This is a genomic window from Vibrio sp. 10N.286.51.B11, from assembly GCF_041469245.1.
Classification (GTDB): Bacteria; Pseudomonadota; Gammaproteobacteria; order Enterobacterales; family Vibrionaceae; genus Vibrio; species Vibrio crassostreae_C.
On record NZ_JBFRKI010000005.1, the window covers coordinates 60,933 to 79,546 of the forward strand.

Below are 18,614 nucleotides of genomic sequence, written 5' to 3' on the forward strand. Positions count from 1 at the left end.
TCCCTGTGGCAAAAGCAACCACTAAAAACTCAAATCCTTAAACGACGTTTAGACGTCTATATGTCTGTAGAATGTATTGAATACGATTTAATGTCAACAGATCCATTATGAATTTTTCTCAAGTAGATCGTGAGTAAAACTCAAGTCGTTAGATGGGTCGCAAAGCAGAAATAATGTAGAAAAAAGGCTGAAAAACACATCGTGCTTTCAGCCTTATTTATCTTAGTGAATAGTATGCCATTTACGTACTAAAACAATTGATCTGAGTTTCAAACCAACCGATATGAGTATCAGAACAGACTAGACATTCTGTTTAGATCAGATTGAATTGCACCTGCCGTTACTTCACGACCGGCACCTGGGCCACGAATAACCAACGGATTATCTTTGTACCATTTGCTCTCAATCGCAAAGATGTTATCGCAAGGCAGCAAGTTCGCTAGAGCGTGTTCTTTAGATAGGGCTTCAACACCTACGGTTGCCTTACCATTCTTCTCTAAACGCGCTACGTAACGCAGAACCTTCTGTTGAGAGTGCGCTTTCTCTAAGCGCTCCGCCAACTCTTCGCTTAGCACAGAAGCCTTATCAAAGAAGTCATCTACCGACAGGTCTTGCAACTCTTCAGGTACCAGTGATTCCACTTTTACGTTTTCAGGTTCGATATCCAAACCAGATTCACGCGCCAGAATCACCAGCTTACGCATCACGTCTGAGCCATCTAGGTCAGCACGAGGGTCAGGTTCCGTAAGGCCTTGTTGCCATGCTAAGTCAACCAACTCGCTGAACGGTACGGTGCCATCAAACTGTTGGAACAACCAAGACAACGTGCCCGAGAAAATGCCAGACAACGCAATGATGTCATCGCCACTTTCACGTAGGTCACGTACCGTGTGGTTAATCGGCAATCCAGCACCCACTGTCGCGTTGTACAACCAATGACGGCTGATCTTAGCGAAAGCATCTTGTACTTGATGGTAATACTCGCTCGATGCAGAACCTGCCACCTTGTTCGCCGAGATTAGGTGAATACCTTGTTGTGCGATTTGCAGATACTTTGCTGCAAGCACTGGGCTCGCAGTCACATCCAGAACCACTGCTTCGTCATAACCTTGAATAGAGCCCAAACGCTCTAACCAGTCGTTACCATTGTTAGCAATAGCTTCGTCGTCAAAGCGCTTACCTACCGAAGTCGCATCAATGCCTTGATCGTCGAACCAATAGGTTTGGCTATCAACCACGGCAACCAATTCAAAGTTCATTCCACGGCGCTTTTCAAGTTCCGCTTTTTGCTCAGCAAACAGGCTTAACCAGCTTGAACCAATATTGCCCTTACCACACAAGGCAATCGCAACACGCTTCTGCGCTTGGAACAGTTGAGAATGAATGCCTTTCACTAGACTTGATGTTTCACTCTTACGAATCACAGCCACCAAGCTTAAGCCTGAGTTCGCTTCTGAGATGAACTCAACCGGCGAGCTCTTAAGCTGCTGGTAGAAACCGTAGCAATGGTTAGGGTTCTTAGTCACACCCGCACCCACTGCAGCAATCAGAGAGAAACCTTCTTTTAGCTTAATTTCCGCTTCAATCGCATGGTCTTGGAGATATTCTAATGCACCACCAGCGATCTCTTCTGTGTAGGCAAGACGCAAACAGTGTTGATCCGGTTCAAGCTCATAAGCAAGCGGCTCAAGTTGAGCACGCTTAAGCCCTTCAAGCACTTCACTCTCTAGACGGTCGAAATCATGGCCGTGACCAAAGGTCAGTTGCACGATAAGCACTTCATCCAAAGAGGTAATGATTTTTGCGCCACGACCCGATGCCAGTACACGCTCGATCTGTGTAGAGCCCGCCTCCGGCTGATAGCTGCAGCGTAAGCTGAGATCCATAGCACTTTGAGCCACAGGCTGTAGCGTTCGGCTGTGAAGCACTGGAGCGGCAAGACGAGCCAATTCGCTGGCTTCATCAAGGCGAAGTAGAGGCAATAGACACGCATCTGAAACCAGACGAGGGTCAGCGCTGTAAACGCCTGCCACATCACTCCAAATCGTCACACGTTCAACTTCAGCCAAAGCACCAATCACGGTTGCTGAGTAATCCGAACCGTTACGGCCAAGCAATACCGTTTCACCCTCGCAGTTCTGAGCCATAAAGCCCGTAATCACCACGCGGCAATGTGCATGCTGCGCCAAGGCTTCTTTGATCAGAGGGTAAGAACGTGCGCGGTCGACTTCAGGCTGAGCGCCCACTTCTGCACGTAAAAAAGCACGCGCATCTTGAGCAACGGCTTGTAAATCATGCTGGCACAACAAAGCCGCGAGTAGACGTGAAGACCAAACCTCACCGTGTCCAAGCACTTTTGCTTTTTGTGCTTCGCTCAAGGGAGCCGTTAGCTCACCCAAAGCGGTAAATTCTTGTTGAATGGTTGAAGTAAGTTGTGCGGCTGATTCACCCTCAAGCAGTGCTTCAATCAGATCGAGTTGGAACTGACGAAGTGCTTGTAGGCATTCATGGGCAATACGACCATCTTTGTCGAGCGCTTCAACAAATTCAATCAAACGGTTGGTTGTTTTGCCTGCTGCCGATACCACCACCAAATCAGATGCTGATGAGTATTCTCTAAGAATGTTGACCACGCGTTGGTAACATTCAGGATTCGCTAAACTGCTGCCACCAAATTTATGTAGCTGGCGAAAGGTTGCCATTATTAACCCTCCCCTTCAGCGATAAAGCGCTGTGTTCTTTCAAACGCTTGCTTGAGGTCATCGATTAGGTCTTCTGCATCTTCAAGGCCAACAGATAGACGCAGTAGTTGCTGAGAAACACCCGCTTCTGCTAAGGCTTCTTCACCCATCGCGCGGTGAGTCATCGACGCAGGGTGACAAATCAGGCTTTCAACACCGCCCAATGATTCTGCCAAAGAAAACAGCTCTAACTTATCAACAAAGTATTTAAGCGCCTCGAATGAGCCCGCAAACTCAAAACTGAGCATGGAACCAAAGCCCGATTGCTGTTTCTTCGCGATATCATGACCCGGATGTTCAGGAAGGCTTGGGTGGTAAATAGTGCCCACCAGATCTTGTTGTTGCAGAGCCGTCAGAATTTCACGTGAACTATCTTCGTGAACACGCATACGCGCACCTAGCGTACGAATACCACGTAGAGTCATGTAACTATCAAATGGTGTTCCGGTCGCACCAATACAGTTGCCCCACCATGCAAGCTCTTCCGCGTGCTCTTCAGTTTTAGTGACCACAACGCCACCAATAACATCCGAGTGTCCGTTGATGTATTTGGTGGTTGAGTGGATAACAAAATCAGCACCCAGCTCTAAAGGCTTTTGGAACACAGGCGTCAAAAATGTGTTATCGACAGCAACCAGAGCACCAACCTCTTTCGCTTTACGGCAAGTCTCTGCAATATCAACCACACGAACCAACGGGTTCGATGGCGTTTCGATTAAGATCAACTTTGGCTTGAGCGCGATCGCCGCATCCAACGCTGCTTGATCCGATTGATCAACGAACAGAACTTTGAAGTCACCTTTTAGCGAGCGAGTGTTAAACAGACGGTAAGTACCGCCGTAGCAGTCATGCGGTGCAATAATAAGATCATCGCCACCTAAGAAAGCAGAAATCCATAAGTTAAGCGCCGAAGTACCACAGTTAGTGACCACCGCGCCTTTGCCCGATTCAAGCTCAAACAGTGCCGTTTCTAGTAAACCGCGGTTTGGGTTACCAGAACGGGTGTAATCGTACTTTGGCACTTCACCAAAAGCGGGAAACCCATAGTTAGTCGAAAGATAAATAGGTGGGACAACGGCATGGTGTTGCGTGTCTGACTCGATACCAGTACGTACTGCGATGGTTGCTGGCTTCCGGCTGCTCATAGGTGCTTCCTTACAAGTTTTGCGTCTGAGAATCACAGCTGCTTGTCGGCATTTTGCGGCTGTGTTAGATATATGTTATTCACTTTACTTTCATAAACGTGAGACGTCAACACTTCTAGACGTCTATATGTCTTTGCTTATGGCAGTAAATCCCGCTAAAATCACCACTATTAATTTATTCTAACAACTAAAGTGATGAAGGTACGCAATGGCCGACTGGAATGGTGAATACATAAGCCCATATGCTGAGCATGGAAAGAAAAGCGAACAAGTAAAGAAAATTACAGTTTCTATCCCTCTAAAAGTGTTAAAGGTTCTAACTGATGAGCGTACTCGCCGCCAGATTAATAACCTACGCCATGCAACAAACAGTGAGCTACTGTGCGAAGCCTTTCTACATGCGTACACAGGCCAACCACTACCAACGGATGAAGACCTTCGTAAAGATCGTCCTGACGATATCCCTGCTGAAGTTAAAAAACTGATGACAGAAATGGGTATCGAGTTCGAAGCGTTTGACGAAGAATAAAAACAACTCAGTCACTGCCTTCATTATTGATTCGCTATAGCTGACCCTATCTATCACATTATGCATTGCGTTTTTATGACTACGCTGCGAATGATAGACATAAAAAAACCGACTCCAGATGAGTCGGTTTTTTATTATTCTTTTCTCTCAATAGAGCAGCAGCTACTACGCCATGTAGTTAGCAGGCATCTCGATACGAGCTACGCCAGATTCAACAGCCGCTTCCGCAACTGCTCGTGCTACGCGAGGAAGTAGACGTGGGTCCATTGGCTTAGGAATGATGTAGCCTTTACCAAATTCCAGTGCGGTCTCACCCGCCGCTGCTAGTACTTCAGCTGGAACTGCTTCTTTCGCCAGTTCACGAATCGCTTTAACCGCCGCTAGCTTCATTTCGTCATTGATTTCGCTTGCACGCACATCTAATGCACCACGGAAAATGAATGGGAAACAAAGTACGTTGTTTACTTGGTTAGGGTAATCACTACGGCCTGTACCCATGATAAGGTCAGAACGAACTTCGTGTGCAAGCTCAGGTTTGATCTCTGGATCTGGGTTTGAACATGCAAACACAACTGGCTTATCAGCCATCAACGTTAGTGCTTCAGCAGGCAGTAGGTTAGGACCCGATACACCTAAGAACAGGTCAGCGCCTTCGATAACATCTTCAAGTGTGCGCTTATCCGTGTTGTTTGCGAATAGCTCTTTGTATTCGTTCAGATCATCACGACGAGTGTGAATCACCCCTTTACGGTCAAGCATGTAAATCTTCTCACGCTGAGCGCCACACTTAATCAGTAGTTCCATACATGCAACCGCTGCTGCGCCAGCACCTAAACAAACGATCTTACACTCTTCAAGTTTCTTACCTTGAAGTTCGATCGCGTTCAACATACCCGCTGCCGTTACAATCGCAGTACCGTGTTGGTCATCGTGGAATACCGGTACATCACAACGCTCAATCAGGCGACGTTCAATCTCAAAACAGTCTGGTGCTTTGATGTCTTCCAGGTTAATACCGCCGAATGTATCTGCGATATTCGCAACTGTATCAACGAACTCATCGATTGTGCGGTGTTTTACTTCAATATCGATAGAATCTAAACCAGCAAAACGCTTAAACAGGAGCGCTTTGCCTTCCATAACAGGTTTAGAAGCAATAGGGCCAAGGTTACCTAGGCCAAGAATCGCTGTACCGTTAGAGATAACTGCAACCATGTTGCCTTTACCTGTGTACTTATAAACGTTATCAACGTTCTGTGCGATCTCGCGAACAGGCTCAGCCACGCCTGGGCTGTATGCAAGTGCTAGGTCTTCTGCAGAGTTTGCAGGCTTCGTCAGTTCTACGGCAATTTTGCCTGGAATTGGGAACTCATGGTAATCAAGAGCTTGCTGACGGAATTGTTCTTGAGGTGATAATTCTTGAGAGGATTGAGCTTGGCTGCTGTCTTCAGACATAGGTGTAGGTTCCTAGGATATTATTATTTGGGGGATCTTGTTCATGTTAATGGATGTACTTCAAAGTTCCTAGGTGGTTGAAGCCTCTGTCTCATTAAAAAACGAGATTTCACTACTAATAAGACCAGTGAGCAGTTGAAATTACTATCGCTTGTTGAAGTTTCGTGCTGAATTTTGGTGAAGAGAGATACGCAAGGAATTGCCCTGAAATAGAATAGAGAGGCAACTTATCGTTGGGTGAGAGTGATGCTTGAATAGAAGTCAGTGCTTTCTCAAATTACAGGCAACAAAAAAGGACACCGAAGTGTCCTTTTTCATGTCTAAATAGCGAGAATTACTTCTTGCTAGAAAGAGCACCGAAACGCTTGTTGAAGCGATCAACACGGCCGCCAGTATCTACGATACGTTGCTTACCAGTGTAGAACGGGTGACATTTGTCACATACGTCTAGGTGGATTGATTCTTTTGCTAGCGTTGAGTTGAACTCAAATGTGTTGCCGCAAGAACAAGTTGCAGTAACTGCTTTGTATTCTGGGTGGATTCCAGCTTTCATGGGATAACCTCAAGTAGGCCGTGTCGCTATACGATTCTAAGCCGCACACCACACGTAGTTTAAAAAAAGAAATAAAGACACCGCATCGACACAAAAGAGTGATGAAGCCATACCTTTAAGGCGCAGTATAGTAATGAATCTATAAAGCAGGATCAACCGATTTGATACATTTTTCACCAATTCTCTCTTTATTTCCTTTATCGGCCTGAGATTTCGGGCTGTCGTTGTCGGTATACGCTAACTCGCCGCCTTCATCCAAACTGCTTCTCGAATTTAACCGCCTTATCCTTTAGACTGTTCGCTCTCGTCAACTCAGATAAAGCCGTCCCTTTATGCGTCCAATGATTGCCCGCGTGGCACTGCCTGTTCCACTCGACAAGCAGTTCGATTACAAGATTCCAAACCACCTATTCCCGATTATTGGTGGTCGCGTCTCTGTGCCTTTTGGACGACAAACCTTAACTGGGATTGTCACGGCTCTGGTTAACGAATCAGAATTCGAGCTAGATAAGCTCAAGCCCATTAAAGCCTTATTAGACAACCAACCCGTTTGGCCGGAATCTGTCTATTCACTGTTAATGTGGTGCAGTCAGTTTTATCAGTACCCCCTTGGCGAAACCTTTGCTAACGCCCTTCCGAGCGCTCTAAGAAAAGGCAAAGCCGCCGACTTCGCGACGCTGGTTGAGTGGCAGTTAACACCATCAGGCAAAGACCAACTGATGCAAGGTTTTGGTCGCGCGGTCAAGCAAGCCAAAGTGATGCACATGCTTGAGCACGGTCCGGTTCCTCATCAAGAGTTCATTGATGAAGAAGTTGGCAGTGCCGTACTCAAAACGCTAGAAGAGAAAGGCTGGATTGAATCAGTAGAGAAAAAGCCAAAACGTCAGCCATGGCCAGTTGAACTTGAGAATGACCAAGACAAACCTAAGCTCAATGCCGAACAAGCCATCGCGATTGCGACCGTAAATAGCCAAACCGACTTTGGTTGTTTCCTGTTAGAGGGCGTTACTGGCTCAGGTAAGACCGAGGTTTACCTGAATATGATTAAGCCGATTCTCGATCAAGGTAAACAAGCGTTAGTGCTCGTGCCCGAGATTGGTCTCACTCCTCAAACGATTAACCGCTTTAAGCGACGCTTTAATGTGCCTGTTGAGGTTATCCACTCAGGTTTAAACGATTCAGAACGCCTGAATGCGTGGTTATCGGCGCGCGATAAAATAGCAGGCATCGTGATTGGTACCCGTTCAGCTCTGTTCACGCCATTTGCTGACCTAGGTATTATCATTGTCGATGAAGAACACGACGCGTCTTATAAACAGCAAGATAGCCTGCGCTACCACGCTCGTGATGTGGCGATCATGCGTGCGCACAAAGCGCAGATCCCGGTTGTGTTAGGCTCTGCAACTCCAGCATTTGAAACACTGCACAACGCTCAAATAGGTAAATACAGTTATCTCACCCTGACTTCACGTGCAGGTGTCGCACTGCCGACCACCAATAAGGTGTTGGATGTTAAAGGTGAATATCTAGAAAGTGGTTTGTCTGCGTCGTTAATTGCAGAGATGCAAAGACACCTCAAAGCTGGCAACCAAGTGATGCTGTTCCTCAATCGTCGAGGGTTTTCTCCGGCATTAATGTGTCACGATTGTGGTTGGACAGCCGAGTGTAAACGTTGCGATGCTTACTACACCTATCACCAATACAGCAATGAGATGCGCTGCCACCACTGTGGTTCTCAGCAGCATATCGTGCACAATTGCCAAGGCTGTGGGTCTGCAAACTTAGTGACAGTGGGTGTCGGGACCGAGCAGTTAGAAGCTCAACTTGGTCAACTATTCCCTGAATACAAAACCATTCGTATTGACCGCGACAGCACCCGCCGTAAAGGCAGCTTAGAAAGCGCGCTCGAGTCGATTCGTAAGGGTGAATTCCAAATTCTTATCGGCACGCAGATGCTTGCTAAGGGTCACCATTTCCCTGACGTGACACTTGTGGCGTTATTGGATGTGGATGGCTCTTTATATAGTAGTGACTTCCGTGCCTCTGAACGTCTTGCCCAGCTATTCATCCAAGTAGCGGGACGCGCAGGACGAGCAAGCAAACCCGGTGAAGTGATCTTACAGACTCACCACCCAGAACATGGGTTGTTGCAAGCCTTGCTACACAAAGACTATAACCACTTTGCTCAGACGGCACTGGCAGAGCGTAAGCAAGCAATGTTACCGCCCTATACCTTTATGACGCTGTTTAGAGCAGAAGCCAATGACACTCGCTTGGTGGAAGAGTTCTTGCGTCAGGTTCGTCACACATTGGAATCGCACCCTCTGTTTGACCAATATTGCATGGTGTTAGGGCCAACCCCGGCTCCGTTAGCAAAACGAGCGGGCAAATCGCGCTGGCAGTTAATCTTACAAACTCAGACGCGCTCGTTAATGCAGAAGCTATTGATGAGTGCCAAGCCGGCCATCAATATGTTACCTGCTGCGAAAAAAGTTCGCTGGTCACTCGATATTGAGCCGCAAGATTTGAGTTAAACCCACTTGGGTTAAAACTAATGATAAGTTTGTTCACAAATATTTCATATTTCTCGTGAGCAACTTCACACTAGTCATGTGATTTTTGTTAATCTAGCCGTAACTTTACACGGATTAAACGAATAAAATATTGCAATAAAAAAAGTGTTAGCAACACTTTCATAATATCTATTCGATTACATTTATTATTCACGCCTTAGATGCTTAGGCGACAAAGGAACTTAAAAGAGGGTTTAATTTATGGCGACAATGAAGGATGTTGCCCAGCTAGCAGGCGTCTCAACAGCCACGGTATCACGTGCATTGATGAACCCTGAGAAAGTCTCAGTTTCGACTCGCAAACGAGTAGAAACAGCAGTACTTGAAGCTGGATACTCACCCAATACATTAGCTAGAAACTTACGTCGCAACGAATCAAAAACCATCATCACTATTGTTCCTGATATCTGTGACCCTTATTTCGCCGAGATCATTCGTGGTATCGAAGATGCCGCAGTAGAAAATGATTACCTTGTTCTACTGGGTGATAGCGGCCAGCAAAAGAAGCGCGAGTCTTCGTTTGTTAACTTAGTTTTCACCAAACAAGCCGACGGCATGTTGCTGCTGGGTACTGACCATCCGTTTGATGTCAGCAAACCTGAACAAAAGAATTTACCGCCGATGGTAATGGCGTGTGAGTTTGCCCCTGAGCTTGAACTGCCTACGGTACACATCGATAACCTGACCTCTGCCTTTGAAGCGGTGAACTACCTAGCTCAGTTAGGTCATAAGCGTATTGCTCAAATTTCAGGACCAGTATCGGCAACACTGTGTAAGTTCCGCCAACAAGGCTACCAGCAAGCGCTGCGTCGCGCCGGAGTCTCAATGAATCCAGCCTATAGCACGGTCGGTGACTTCACCTTTGAAGCGGGCGCTCAAGCGGTTCGTCAATTACTGGCACTTCCTGAACAACCTACAGCTATCTTCTGTCACAACGATGCGATGGCGATTGGTGCGATTCAAGAAACGAAGAAGCTGGGCTTGCGCGTTCCTCAAGACCTATCGATTGTCGGCTTCGATGACATCCAATTCGCTCAATACTGCGATCCACCGCTAACCACCATTTCTCAGCCTCGTTATGAGATTGGACGCCAAGCGATGTTGATGATGCTTGATCTATTAAAAGGCAACGATGTGCAAGCAGGTTCGCGTCTGCTTGAAGCTAAATTAGTGGTTCGAGGCAGTACAGCGCCACCTCGAATATAACCCTTAGAAATACCCTTATAAATCTGCGGCACATTTTGATGTGCCGCTTCCATTTCTGCACTATTATCCTCGCGCAATCTGGATTACCATGAGGGCAGAATCAGCAACTATTGAATTGTCTTGTGGCTAATAGAGATTATGTAAAGCGCGGTCGTGGCACGAAAAAACCGACCAAAAAACAAGCCCCTCGCCGTAAACCTTGGCGCAGTGGTCTTTTGGCGATCCTCCTTGCCGGTGGTTTTGGTTACGGACTTTACCTATTGAGTAATGATCCTGAGCCGCCTGCACCAACGCCTGTGGCAACCAAACCAAAACCTAAGCCAAAACCAGCGAAAGTGATTCCGCCACCTCCTGAAGAGAAGTGGGACTACGTTGAAACGCTGCCAAGCCGCGAGATTGAAGTAAAAGCCAAAGAGCAACAGATCTCTAAGATCCCTTACATCATGCAGTGTGGCGCTTACAAAACCTCGTCGCAGGCAGAAGCACGTAAGTTGGATATTGCCTTCCAAGGTATCTCAAGTGAGATCCGCAAGAAAGATGGCAGTAGCTGGTACCGTGTGGTTTTAGGGCCATACAAGTTGAAGCGTGACGCAGAACGCGATCGCCATAAGCTGCAACGAGCGAAAATTGAACCTTGCGCTATTTGGAAAGACGGGTCTTAATCAACTCAATATATAATAGGGGGAAGAGGATTCCCCCTATTGCTGTTTGAAAGCGTTCAATAGTTCATCGCACAAGCAATACCAGTATGTTAATCAAAAGAGTGCGTTTTAACGAAACTGAGGTACTTGTTCGTAGTACTCAAGCCCAAAGTCAGTCAGGTAGACCTGCTCCTTATTTATCTCGATGTAACCAAAAAAATCCAAGTGCGCTAAAACGTTAGGAAATGGACGTTTAAGAAAAACGTTGACCGAGTTTTTTAGATGTTCTGTTGAACACTCGCCCGCCTCCTGATACATCAGATGATGCAGTATAGACAGCTCATCCAGATCCATATCTCTATTAAAAAAACTGATATTGTCACTATTCATCACACTACTCCTTATGCAGTGAATACCACTGATTAGTGAACATCATTCCTTATAAATCAAACAAAAAGTGTTAACCATTTCACGTTAGAAATTTGTTTTATCTTTTTTTATATTTATCACAAACTATTAACCCACCAACCCTTGCCACACATAGGCTCAACAGGTAATGGATGTTTGAAACAACTGGTAACATTTAGTTTTTTTGATATGACATACCATTAAAAGTGGCACTTGAATTCATGATAGTGGAGCCACATATAAGTAGTAACCATAAATAATAATCAAAAGAGGTCGACTCGTGACTACCATTGTATCTGTACGTCGTAATAATAAAGTCGTCATCGCGGGTGATGGACAAGTATCTCTGGGCAATACAGTAATGAAGGGCAACGCCCGTAAAGTACGTCGCCTATACAACAACAAAGTACTGGCCGGTTTTGCTGGCGGTACGGCTGATGCTTTCACGCTATTCGAAAAATTTGAAAGCAAGCTGCAAATGCACCAAGGCCATCTCACCAAAGCGGCAGTTGAGCTAGCGAAGGATTGGCGTAGCGACCGTGCTCTACGTAAGTTAGAAGCACTGTTAGCAGTAGCGGATGAGACCGCTTCACTGATCATCACAGGTAACGGTGACGTAGTTCAACCTGAGAACGACCTGATTGCGATCGGTTCGGGCGGAAACTTCGCTCAAGCAGCCGCTACTGCACTATTAGAAAATACTGATTTAGATGCGCGTGAAATCGCAGAAAAGTCGCTGAACATTGCAGGCGACATCTGTGTCTTCACCAACCATCACCACACTATTGAAGAACTAGAAAGCACCGTTGAGCTGCCAAAGCCAGAGTAACGACCGCTTCCATCAATAACGTTGTATTCAACAGTGATTAAAGAATTAAGGAAAAACCATGTCTGAGATGACTCCTCGCGAAATTGTTCACGAACTCAATCGCCACATTATCGGCCAAGACAACGCTAAGCGCTCAGTGGCTATCGCTCTTCGTAACCGCTGGCGGCGTATGCAGCTTGAAGAAAGCCTACGTGTTGAAGTATCGCCAAAAAACATCCTGATGATTGGCCCAACGGGTGTAGGTAAAACTGAAATCGCTCGCCGCCTAGCGAAATTAGCAAACGCGCCTTTCATCAAGGTAGAAGCGACTAAGTTCACCGAAGTGGGTTACGTTGGTAAAGAAGTTGAAACCATCATCCGTGATCTAACGGACGTTGCGATCAAGATGACGCACCAACAAGCGATGGAAAAAGTACAATACCGCGCTGAAGAACAAGCTGAAGAACGCATTCTTGATGCCCTTCTACCACCAGCGCGTGATGCTTGGGGTCAGAACGAGCAATCAACTGAAGACACAACCTCTTCAAACACTCGTCAGATTTTCCGCAAGAAACTGCGTGAAGGTAAGCTAGATGACAAAGAGATTGAAGTTGATGTAGCCGCACCGCAAATGGGCGTTGAAATCATGTCACCTCCAGGCATGGAAGAGATGACAAACCAGCTGCAAGGCATGTTCCAAAACCTAGCGGGCGACACCAAGAAAAAGCGTAAGATGAAAATCAAAGACGCATTCAAAGCACTGACGGAAGAAGAAGCTGCGAAGCTTGTGAACCAAGAAGAGCTGAAAGAGAACGCGATCTTCAACGCTGAAAACAACGGCATCGTATTCATCGATGAGATCGACAAAATCTGTAAGCGTGGCGACAGTTCAGGCCCAGATGTATCTCGCGAAGGTGTTCAGCGTGACCTACTGCCTCTTATCGAAGGCAGCACAGTATCAACCAAGCACGGTATGGTTAAAACTGACCACATCTTGTTTATCACATCAGGCGCATTCCAAGTGGCTAAGCCATCTGACCTGATCCCTGAGCTACAAGGTCGTCTACCAATCCGCGTAGAACTTGAAGCACTATCAGCACATGACTTCAAACGCATCCTAACTGAGCCAAAAGCATCTCTAACAGAGCAATACATTGCCCTAATGAAAACAGAAGATGTCAACATTGAGTTCACTGAAGATGGCATCAACCAGATTGCGGACGCAGCATGGCGCGTAAACGAAACCACTGAGAACATCGGTGCGCGTCGTCTACACACAGTGATGGAGCGTCTAATGGATGAGATTTCATTCGAAGCAACAGACAAAGCTGGCAGCAAGCTAGTGATTGATGAAGCTTACGTAACATCGAAACTTGGCGAATTCGTTGAAGACGAAGACCTAAGCCGCTTCATCCTGTAGCACACCAAACTCTAACTTATTGCTCTATCTCAAAGAAATAGCAGCTAATAAGCGAATTCAAGGCCCACTTTCGAGTGGGCTTTTTATTACCCGAAAAATGGGCGTATACTCAAATCACAGTATGAAACGAAGACTTACAAAGAATTAGACCTACGATGAAACAATCTCTACTGATCTGGCTTGATGCCGCACGACCAAAAACTCTGCCTCTCGCACTTGTCTCTATTCTTACAGGAAGTAGTTTAGCGTTCGCCGGTGGTCAGTTTTCTTTATCGATAGCCCTACTGGCATTTTTAACCGCCACCCTATTACAGATTTTATCGAACCTAGCCAATGACTATGGCGACGCCGTAAAAGGCACAGACAACGAAAATCGTCTGGGGCCAACACGTGCCATGCAATCTGGCGCGGTAACAGCGAAAACCATGAAGCAAGCGATCATCCTCAACATCGTGTTTACTATGGTCGCTGGGCTGATTCTTATTTTTCATGCCTTAACCTCGATTGAAAGTATCTTATCTTTCATTGCGTTAGGCATATTAGCCATTGTTGCTGCCATCGCTTATACCGTCGGTAATAAGCCTTATGGCTATATTGGCCTTGGCGACTTATCGGTATTTATCTTCTTCGGTTTATTAGGTGTTTCAGGGACTTACTTCTTGCACACTGGCCATGTTGAACCAAGCCTATTCCTTCCGGCATTGGGCTGTGGCTTGATGGCGGTTGCGGTACTCAATATCAACAACATGCGTGATATCGAAAACGACAGCGAATGTGGTAAGCGCACCATGGCGGTTCGCCTAGGACAACGCAAAGCCAAACACTATCATTTTGCTCTGCTTGGCCTCGCCCTTGCGTCTTTCGCTATCTACCTGCTTATTCAAGAAAAGCCGGTCTGGATCAGCCTGCCGTTTTTGCTGAGCATTATTATTGTTTACAAGCATGGCAAAGCCGTTTGGGAAACCGAAAAGCCAGCGCAAATTGCACCAATGATGCCCGTGATTGTGAAATGCTCACTGGTCACTAACCTATTGTTTGCAGGGGTTGTCGTAGCTCAAACTCTATTGAGTTAAATGAGACTAATCATTGCAAAGGGATCAAGCGCCGATATACTCAAAGTAAGCTCATTGTTCAAAAGGTATACTAATGGAATACAACACTTCAGCACTGTGCGACATATATTTGGATCAAGTTGATGTCGTGGAGCCAATGTTCAGCAACTTCGGTGGACGTGCATCCTTCGCAGGACAGATCACGACATTAAAGTGTTTTGAAGACAACGCTTTGATTCGCTCTGTACTAGAGCAAGACGGTCTGGGGCGTGTGTTGTTAATCGATGGGGGCGGCTCACTACGTAAAGCGCTGATCGATGCTGAGATAGCCCTACTTGCCGAAGACAATGAGTGGGAAGGGATTGTGGTTTACGGGTGCGTTCGTGAAGTCGATGAGCTTGAAGACATGAACCTAGGTATCCAAGCCTTGGCTTCTATCCCTGTTGGTGCGAGCCAAGCAGGTGTCGGTGAATTAGACGTTCCAGTGAACTTTGGCAGCGTGACCTTCTTACCTGAAGATTACCTCTACGCAGACAACACTGGCATCATTCTTTCTGCCGAACCTCTAGATGTAGAACTCGATTTGGATGTCGAGGAAGAAGACGTCGAGTAACTCTCACTCAGCTTCAAATAATAAAACAAATCATAAGAACACAAACAAAAACGCCCGCTACTGAGTAGCGGGCGTTTTTTTAAATCTGAAGAGTCGATTACTCTACTTCATCCATTTTACCAAGAAGGTTACGGATGCGATCTTGCCATGCTGAATGCTCTTCCTGCATTTGCTGAGTTTTTTGCTCTAGCTCGTGACGGCTTGCTTTAAGCTCACCAGCTTCTGTTGCTAGTGCTTGTTTCTCTTCTTTAAGCTCTTCCACTTCCATTTGAAGAAGTGCAATTGTATCTACTGCTGTTTGAATTTTTGCTTCTAGCTGCTCTAGTACTTCAAAAGACATTCTGGCCTACCTTTAAGTTATCCGTTTGATGGTGAAGGTTCACTCCACTTATTTCCCCATTCTACTCAGCAGAGCAAGGATAAACACTCAATATATTCGATATTTTGCGCCATTCGATGAAAAAAACAGCGCTTTTTACCGAATATTGACGTGAACGATTACCGCCACAACGGCAAACCGATTATTTTGATGAATAATAACTGTTTTCCACTGCGAATTGATCGAGAGCAATCTCCAAAAAACAAAAAGGCAAACGTTTCCTTTTGGATATGGTAAAATTCGCCGCGAAATTTCTATTCCCCCTTTGAAAATTTTGGAGTCCGCATGAAACGCGATTTAGCAATGTCATTCTCTCGTGTCACAGAAGGTGCAGCACTAGCTGGTTACAAGTGGCTTGGCCGTGGCGATAAAAACGCTGCAGATGGCGCTGCTGTAGAAGTAATGCGTAGCCTATTAAACAAAACCGAAATTAGCGGTGAGATTGTTATCGGCGAAGGTGAAATCGATGATGCACCTATGCTATACATCGGCGAAAACGTAGGTGTGGGCGGCGACGCTGTCGACATCGCAGTTGACCCAATTGAAGGGACACGCATGACAGCAATGGGCCAATCAAATGCATTGGCTGTATTGGCTGCGGGCGAAAAAGGCAGCTTCCTTAAAGCGCCTGATATGTACATGGAAAAGTTGGTTGTTGGCCCTGGCGCTAAAGGCGTGATTGACCTAGAACTGCCACTAACAGAAAACCTAGAAAACATCGCTAAAGCACTAGGTAAAACACTTGATACTCTAGTCGTAACCACGCTTGCTAAGCCTCGTCATGATCAAGTCATCGCCGACATGCAAGCAATGGGCGTTCGTGTATTTGCTGTGCCAGACGGTGATGTTGCGGCTTCTATCTTAACCTGTATGCCAGACAGTGAAGTAGACGTCATGTACTGCATCGGCGGCGCACCTGAAGGTGTGGTCTCGGCGGCGGTAATTCGCGCACTCGACGGCGACATGCACGGTCGTCTTCTACCTCGCCACGAAGTGAAAGGCGACACAGAAGAGAACCGCAAGCACGGTGAACTTGAACTTGAGCGCTGCGCAGAAATGGGCGTAACGGCGGGTATCGTATTGAAGATGGAAGACATGGCACGCAGCGACAACGTTGTATTCTCAGCAACAGGCATCACTAAGGGTGACTTGCTAGAAGGTATTTCTCGTCAAGGTAATATCGCAACCACAGAAACCCTGCTTATCCGTGGCCGCTGCCGTACAATTCGCCGCATCAAATCTATCCACTACCTAGAGCGTAAAGATCCAGAAGTAGTAGGTCATATCCTGTAAGCCTAAATTCGGTGAAACAGAATATTCCAAGGCTGATACCTAGTATCAGCCTTTTGTTTTATTAGCGCACCAGAATCTGACCATGGCAGCCAATAGAGTAAAACGCTATCTATAGAGTAAATTATCATCAATATAGTAAATGGTTTGCTTTATAAACACCTTGCCTCATAATAGTAAGGTTCATTAGGTAGGGATAGTATGAAAACAAGCGACAGAATCTTACAGACCATTAAGCGTCAAGGCGCGGTAACCGCGAAACAACTGTCAGAAGAATTTGGCATGACGACAATGGGGGCAAGGCAACATCTGCAAAGCCTGGAAGATGACGGTATTCTTGCGTTTCATGATGTGAAAGTGAAAGTGGGTCGCCCGACTCGCCACTGGTCCCTGACTCAACAAGGTCATAACCAATTTTCAGACCGACATGGTGAACTCACCATTCAAGTGATTGATGCTGTCGAGAATCTATTTGGTAAAGAAGGGCTGGCTAAGGTTGCTGCCGAGCGTGAACAACACACTCTTAAGCAGTATCAAACTGCGCTGTCTGGCTGTGATTCACTCATCAGCAAGCTTAAAAAACTCACCCAGCTTCGTGAAGACGAAGGCTACATGGCTGAGCTTCAAGAGCATGATGATCACTACATCTTGATTGAGAACCACTGCCCTATCTGTAAGGCTGCAACTCGCTGCCCTAGCCTGTGCCAATCTGAGCTCAACGTGTTTACTGAGTTACTAAAAGATGAGTGTCACGTGAGCCGTACAGAGCACATCATTGCTGGCGAACGACGCTGCACTTACACCTTAACACCCGCCCTTTGATTGCAAAGGTAATCGGCTAATACCGTCTCAATATTGAGAAAATACAAATAGATTAAAATTTGTACAGATTTCTTTCTTAAGCTTAGAGCATATGAAACACGCTTAATGCTAAGGAAGGAATGATGGCGCATCCACAACCCGCTCAAAAACTGCCACCCTTTGATGAACTTGTCCAACTCGCGAAAAGCGACCCGAAAGCATTCAATCAATTCAAACACGAGATGTGCGAACAGATGATTTGTTCGGCTTCAGACGTGATGCAAGACCGACTTCGTGCGCAGCAAAGTCACATCGACTTAGTGGTTAGCCGTTGTAAAAACCCACACCACGCCAATGTCGTACTCATGCAAGAGCTGCGCTGTCAGGTCTGTAAGTTCCAAGATGCACTCGAAGGGCGCTGCGGCTTTGAAGAATCTCTGCCTGAAAATGTCGTGCCTTTTAAGCCGAATACCGAACCTAAAATGTACTGAAATTAGCAAAGCACTAAAAAGAAAAAGGGAGCGTAATGCCCCCTTCTTATTGGTTCGCTGTTCAATATTTACATGGGTCTTCGCCGTAGTCATTACGGCCTTCTGTACCTTTCAACAAACCACACTCAATCAGAATCCAGAAACCACACACTAATGCCGCGACGGTTGCCGCCATATGAATTGGCGATACCGGCTCTGTCGTCGTTGCAACCATTGGCGAAGCTAAACGACCCAATACTAATGGCACATTCAATAGTAGCCAGTAATTAGACTTATTGCGGTCGTGCCAGCGCTTAGCGGTTACCGCAAGGTCTGGGATCACAAGCATCAATAGGATGATTGGTAGCAGGATATAAGAGTAAGCAGGGAACAACACAGAGATACCTGAAGCAAAACCGGTAATCGCTATGTAGTAGAAAACATTCCAAATCCAGTAAGTCTTACGACCAATTCTCCCCTTGAAAGAGAGCAGTAATTCTTTCATCGACATCTTAAATACTCAAATTTAT

At 46.2% G+C, this 18,614-nt stretch carries 18 protein-coding genes; 11 read left to right on the forward strand and 7 right to left on the reverse strand.

The window, feature by feature from the left end; translation table 11 throughout:
* Nucleotides 1-290 precede the first annotated feature (290 nt).
* Both AB4154_RS02325 and AB4154_RS02330 read right to left on the reverse strand, forming a co-directional pair.
* A complete protein-coding gene (locus AB4154_RS02325) occupies nucleotides 291-2,702 on the reverse strand; it encodes a bifunctional aspartate kinase/homoserine dehydrogenase II (protein ID WP_372122100.1) in 2,412 nt (803 codons plus the stop codon).
* Nucleotides 2,703-2,704: 2 nt separating this feature from the next.
* Complete coding sequence (locus AB4154_RS02330) at nucleotides 2,705-3,886, reverse strand: O-succinylhomoserine (thiol)-lyase (protein ID WP_372122102.1); 1,182 nt, start codon at nucleotides 3,884-3,886, stop codon at nucleotides 2,705-2,707.
* A 208-nt stretch (nucleotides 3,887-4,094) separates the two neighbouring features.
* On the opposite strand from AB4154_RS02330, the gene metJ reads away from it, so the two are divergent.
* A complete protein-coding gene (gene metJ, locus AB4154_RS02335; RefSeq protein WP_004415993.1) occupies nucleotides 4,095-4,415 on the forward strand; it encodes a met regulon transcriptional regulator MetJ in 321 nt (106 codons plus the stop codon).
* Between the two features lie 165 nt (nucleotides 4,416-4,580).
* Here the strand turns inward: metJ and AB4154_RS02340 are convergent, their stop codons facing one another.
* Nucleotides 4,581-5,870 carry a malic enzyme-like NAD(P)-binding protein gene (locus AB4154_RS02340; RefSeq protein WP_019821524.1) on the reverse strand — a complete coding sequence of 430 codons (1,290 nt, stop codon included), beginning with the start codon at nucleotides 5,868-5,870 and terminating at the stop codon, nucleotides 4,581-4,583.
* Between the two features lie 334 nt (nucleotides 5,871-6,204).
* On the reverse strand, nucleotides 6,205-6,423 hold the full coding sequence (gene rpmE, locus AB4154_RS02345) for a 50S ribosomal protein L31 (protein ID WP_004737142.1): 219 nt from the start codon (nucleotides 6,421-6,423) through the stop codon (nucleotides 6,205-6,207).
* Between the two features lie 332 nt (nucleotides 6,424-6,755).
* On the opposite strand from rpmE, the gene priA reads away from it, so the two are divergent.
* The 3 genes from priA (at nucleotide 6,756) to AB4154_RS02360 (ending at nucleotide 10,864) form a co-directional block, all read left to right on the forward strand.
* A complete protein-coding gene (gene priA / locus AB4154_RS02350) occupies nucleotides 6,756-8,957 on the forward strand; it encodes a primosomal protein N' (RefSeq protein WP_102429021.1) in 2,202 nt (733 codons plus the stop codon).
* 240 nt (nucleotides 8,958-9,197) lie between these two features.
* Nucleotides 9,198-10,202 (forward strand): DNA-binding transcriptional regulator CytR, encoded by a 1,005-nt coding sequence (gene cytR / locus AB4154_RS02355; protein WP_017061147.1) that lies wholly within the window; start codon nucleotides 9,198-9,200, stop codon nucleotides 10,200-10,202.
* Between the two features lie 122 nt (nucleotides 10,203-10,324).
* The gene (locus AB4154_RS02360; protein WP_017061148.1) at nucleotides 10,325-10,864 is read left to right on the forward strand and encodes an SPOR domain-containing protein; all 540 of its coding nucleotides are present in this window, start codon (nucleotides 10,325-10,327) and stop codon (nucleotides 10,862-10,864) included.
* Between the two features lie 108 nt (nucleotides 10,865-10,972).
* On the opposite strand, the gene AB4154_RS02365 is transcribed toward AB4154_RS02360, so the two are convergent.
* Nucleotides 10,973-11,233, reverse strand: coding sequence for a hypothetical protein (locus AB4154_RS02365; RefSeq protein ID WP_017061149.1), 261 nt, complete (start codon nucleotides 11,231-11,233; stop codon nucleotides 10,973-10,975).
* Nucleotides 11,234-11,531: 298 nt separating this feature from the next.
* On the opposite strand from AB4154_RS02365, the gene hslV reads away from it, so the two are divergent.
* The 4 genes from hslV (at nucleotide 11,532) to rraA (ending at nucleotide 15,144) form a co-directional block, all read left to right on the forward strand.
* Nucleotides 11,532-12,080, forward strand: coding sequence for an ATP-dependent protease subunit HslV (gene hslV, locus AB4154_RS02370; protein WP_004729692.1), 549 nt, complete (start codon nucleotides 11,532-11,534; stop codon nucleotides 12,078-12,080).
* Nucleotides 12,081-12,138: 58 nt separating this feature from the next.
* A complete protein-coding gene (hslU, locus tag AB4154_RS02375; RefSeq protein ID WP_017061150.1) occupies nucleotides 12,139-13,479 on the forward strand; it encodes an HslU--HslV peptidase ATPase subunit in 1,341 nt (446 codons plus the stop codon).
* 155 nt (nucleotides 13,480-13,634) lie between these two features.
* Nucleotides 13,635-14,552 (forward strand): 1,4-dihydroxy-2-naphthoate polyprenyltransferase, encoded by a 918-nt coding sequence (locus AB4154_RS02380; RefSeq protein WP_017061151.1) that lies wholly within the window; start codon nucleotides 13,635-13,637, stop codon nucleotides 14,550-14,552.
* Between the two features lie 73 nt (nucleotides 14,553-14,625).
* Entirely contained in the window at nucleotides 14,626-15,144 is a 519-nt protein-coding gene (rraA, locus tag AB4154_RS02385; RefSeq protein WP_372122104.1) for a ribonuclease E activity regulator RraA, read from the forward strand.
* Nucleotides 15,145-15,241: 97 nt separating this feature from the next.
* On the opposite strand, the gene zapB is transcribed toward rraA, so the two are convergent.
* On the reverse strand, nucleotides 15,242-15,484 hold the full coding sequence (zapB, locus tag AB4154_RS02390; protein ID WP_008219652.1) for a cell division protein ZapB: 243 nt from the start codon (nucleotides 15,482-15,484) through the stop codon (nucleotides 15,242-15,244).
* A 324-nt stretch (nucleotides 15,485-15,808) separates the two neighbouring features.
* Between zapB and glpX the strand changes: the two genes are divergently transcribed.
* The 3 genes from glpX to AB4154_RS02405 all read left to right on the forward strand — a co-directional run bounded on the left by glpX (nucleotide 15,809) and on the right by AB4154_RS02405 (nucleotide 18,105).
* Complete coding sequence (gene glpX, locus AB4154_RS02395; RefSeq protein ID WP_017061153.1) at nucleotides 15,809-16,816, forward strand: class II fructose-bisphosphatase; 1,008 nt, start codon at nucleotides 15,809-15,811, stop codon at nucleotides 16,814-16,816.
* Nucleotides 16,817-17,014: 198 nt separating this feature from the next.
* Nucleotides 17,015-17,635 carry a metalloregulator ArsR/SmtB family transcription factor gene (locus AB4154_RS02400; protein ID WP_017063674.1) on the forward strand — a complete coding sequence of 207 codons (621 nt, stop codon included), beginning with the start codon at nucleotides 17,015-17,017 and terminating at the stop codon, nucleotides 17,633-17,635.
* A 122-nt stretch (nucleotides 17,636-17,757) separates the two neighbouring features.
* A complete protein-coding gene (locus AB4154_RS02405) occupies nucleotides 17,758-18,105 on the forward strand; it encodes a DUF3135 domain-containing protein (RefSeq protein WP_017061155.1) in 348 nt (115 codons plus the stop codon).
* 61 nt (nucleotides 18,106-18,166) lie between these two features.
* On the opposite strand, the gene AB4154_RS02410 is transcribed toward AB4154_RS02405, so the two are convergent.
* Nucleotides 18,167-18,595 (reverse strand): DUF805 domain-containing protein, encoded by a 429-nt coding sequence (locus tag AB4154_RS02410; RefSeq protein WP_017063673.1) that lies wholly within the window; start codon nucleotides 18,593-18,595, stop codon nucleotides 18,167-18,169.
* Between the last annotated feature and the right edge of the window lie 19 nt (nucleotides 18,596-18,614).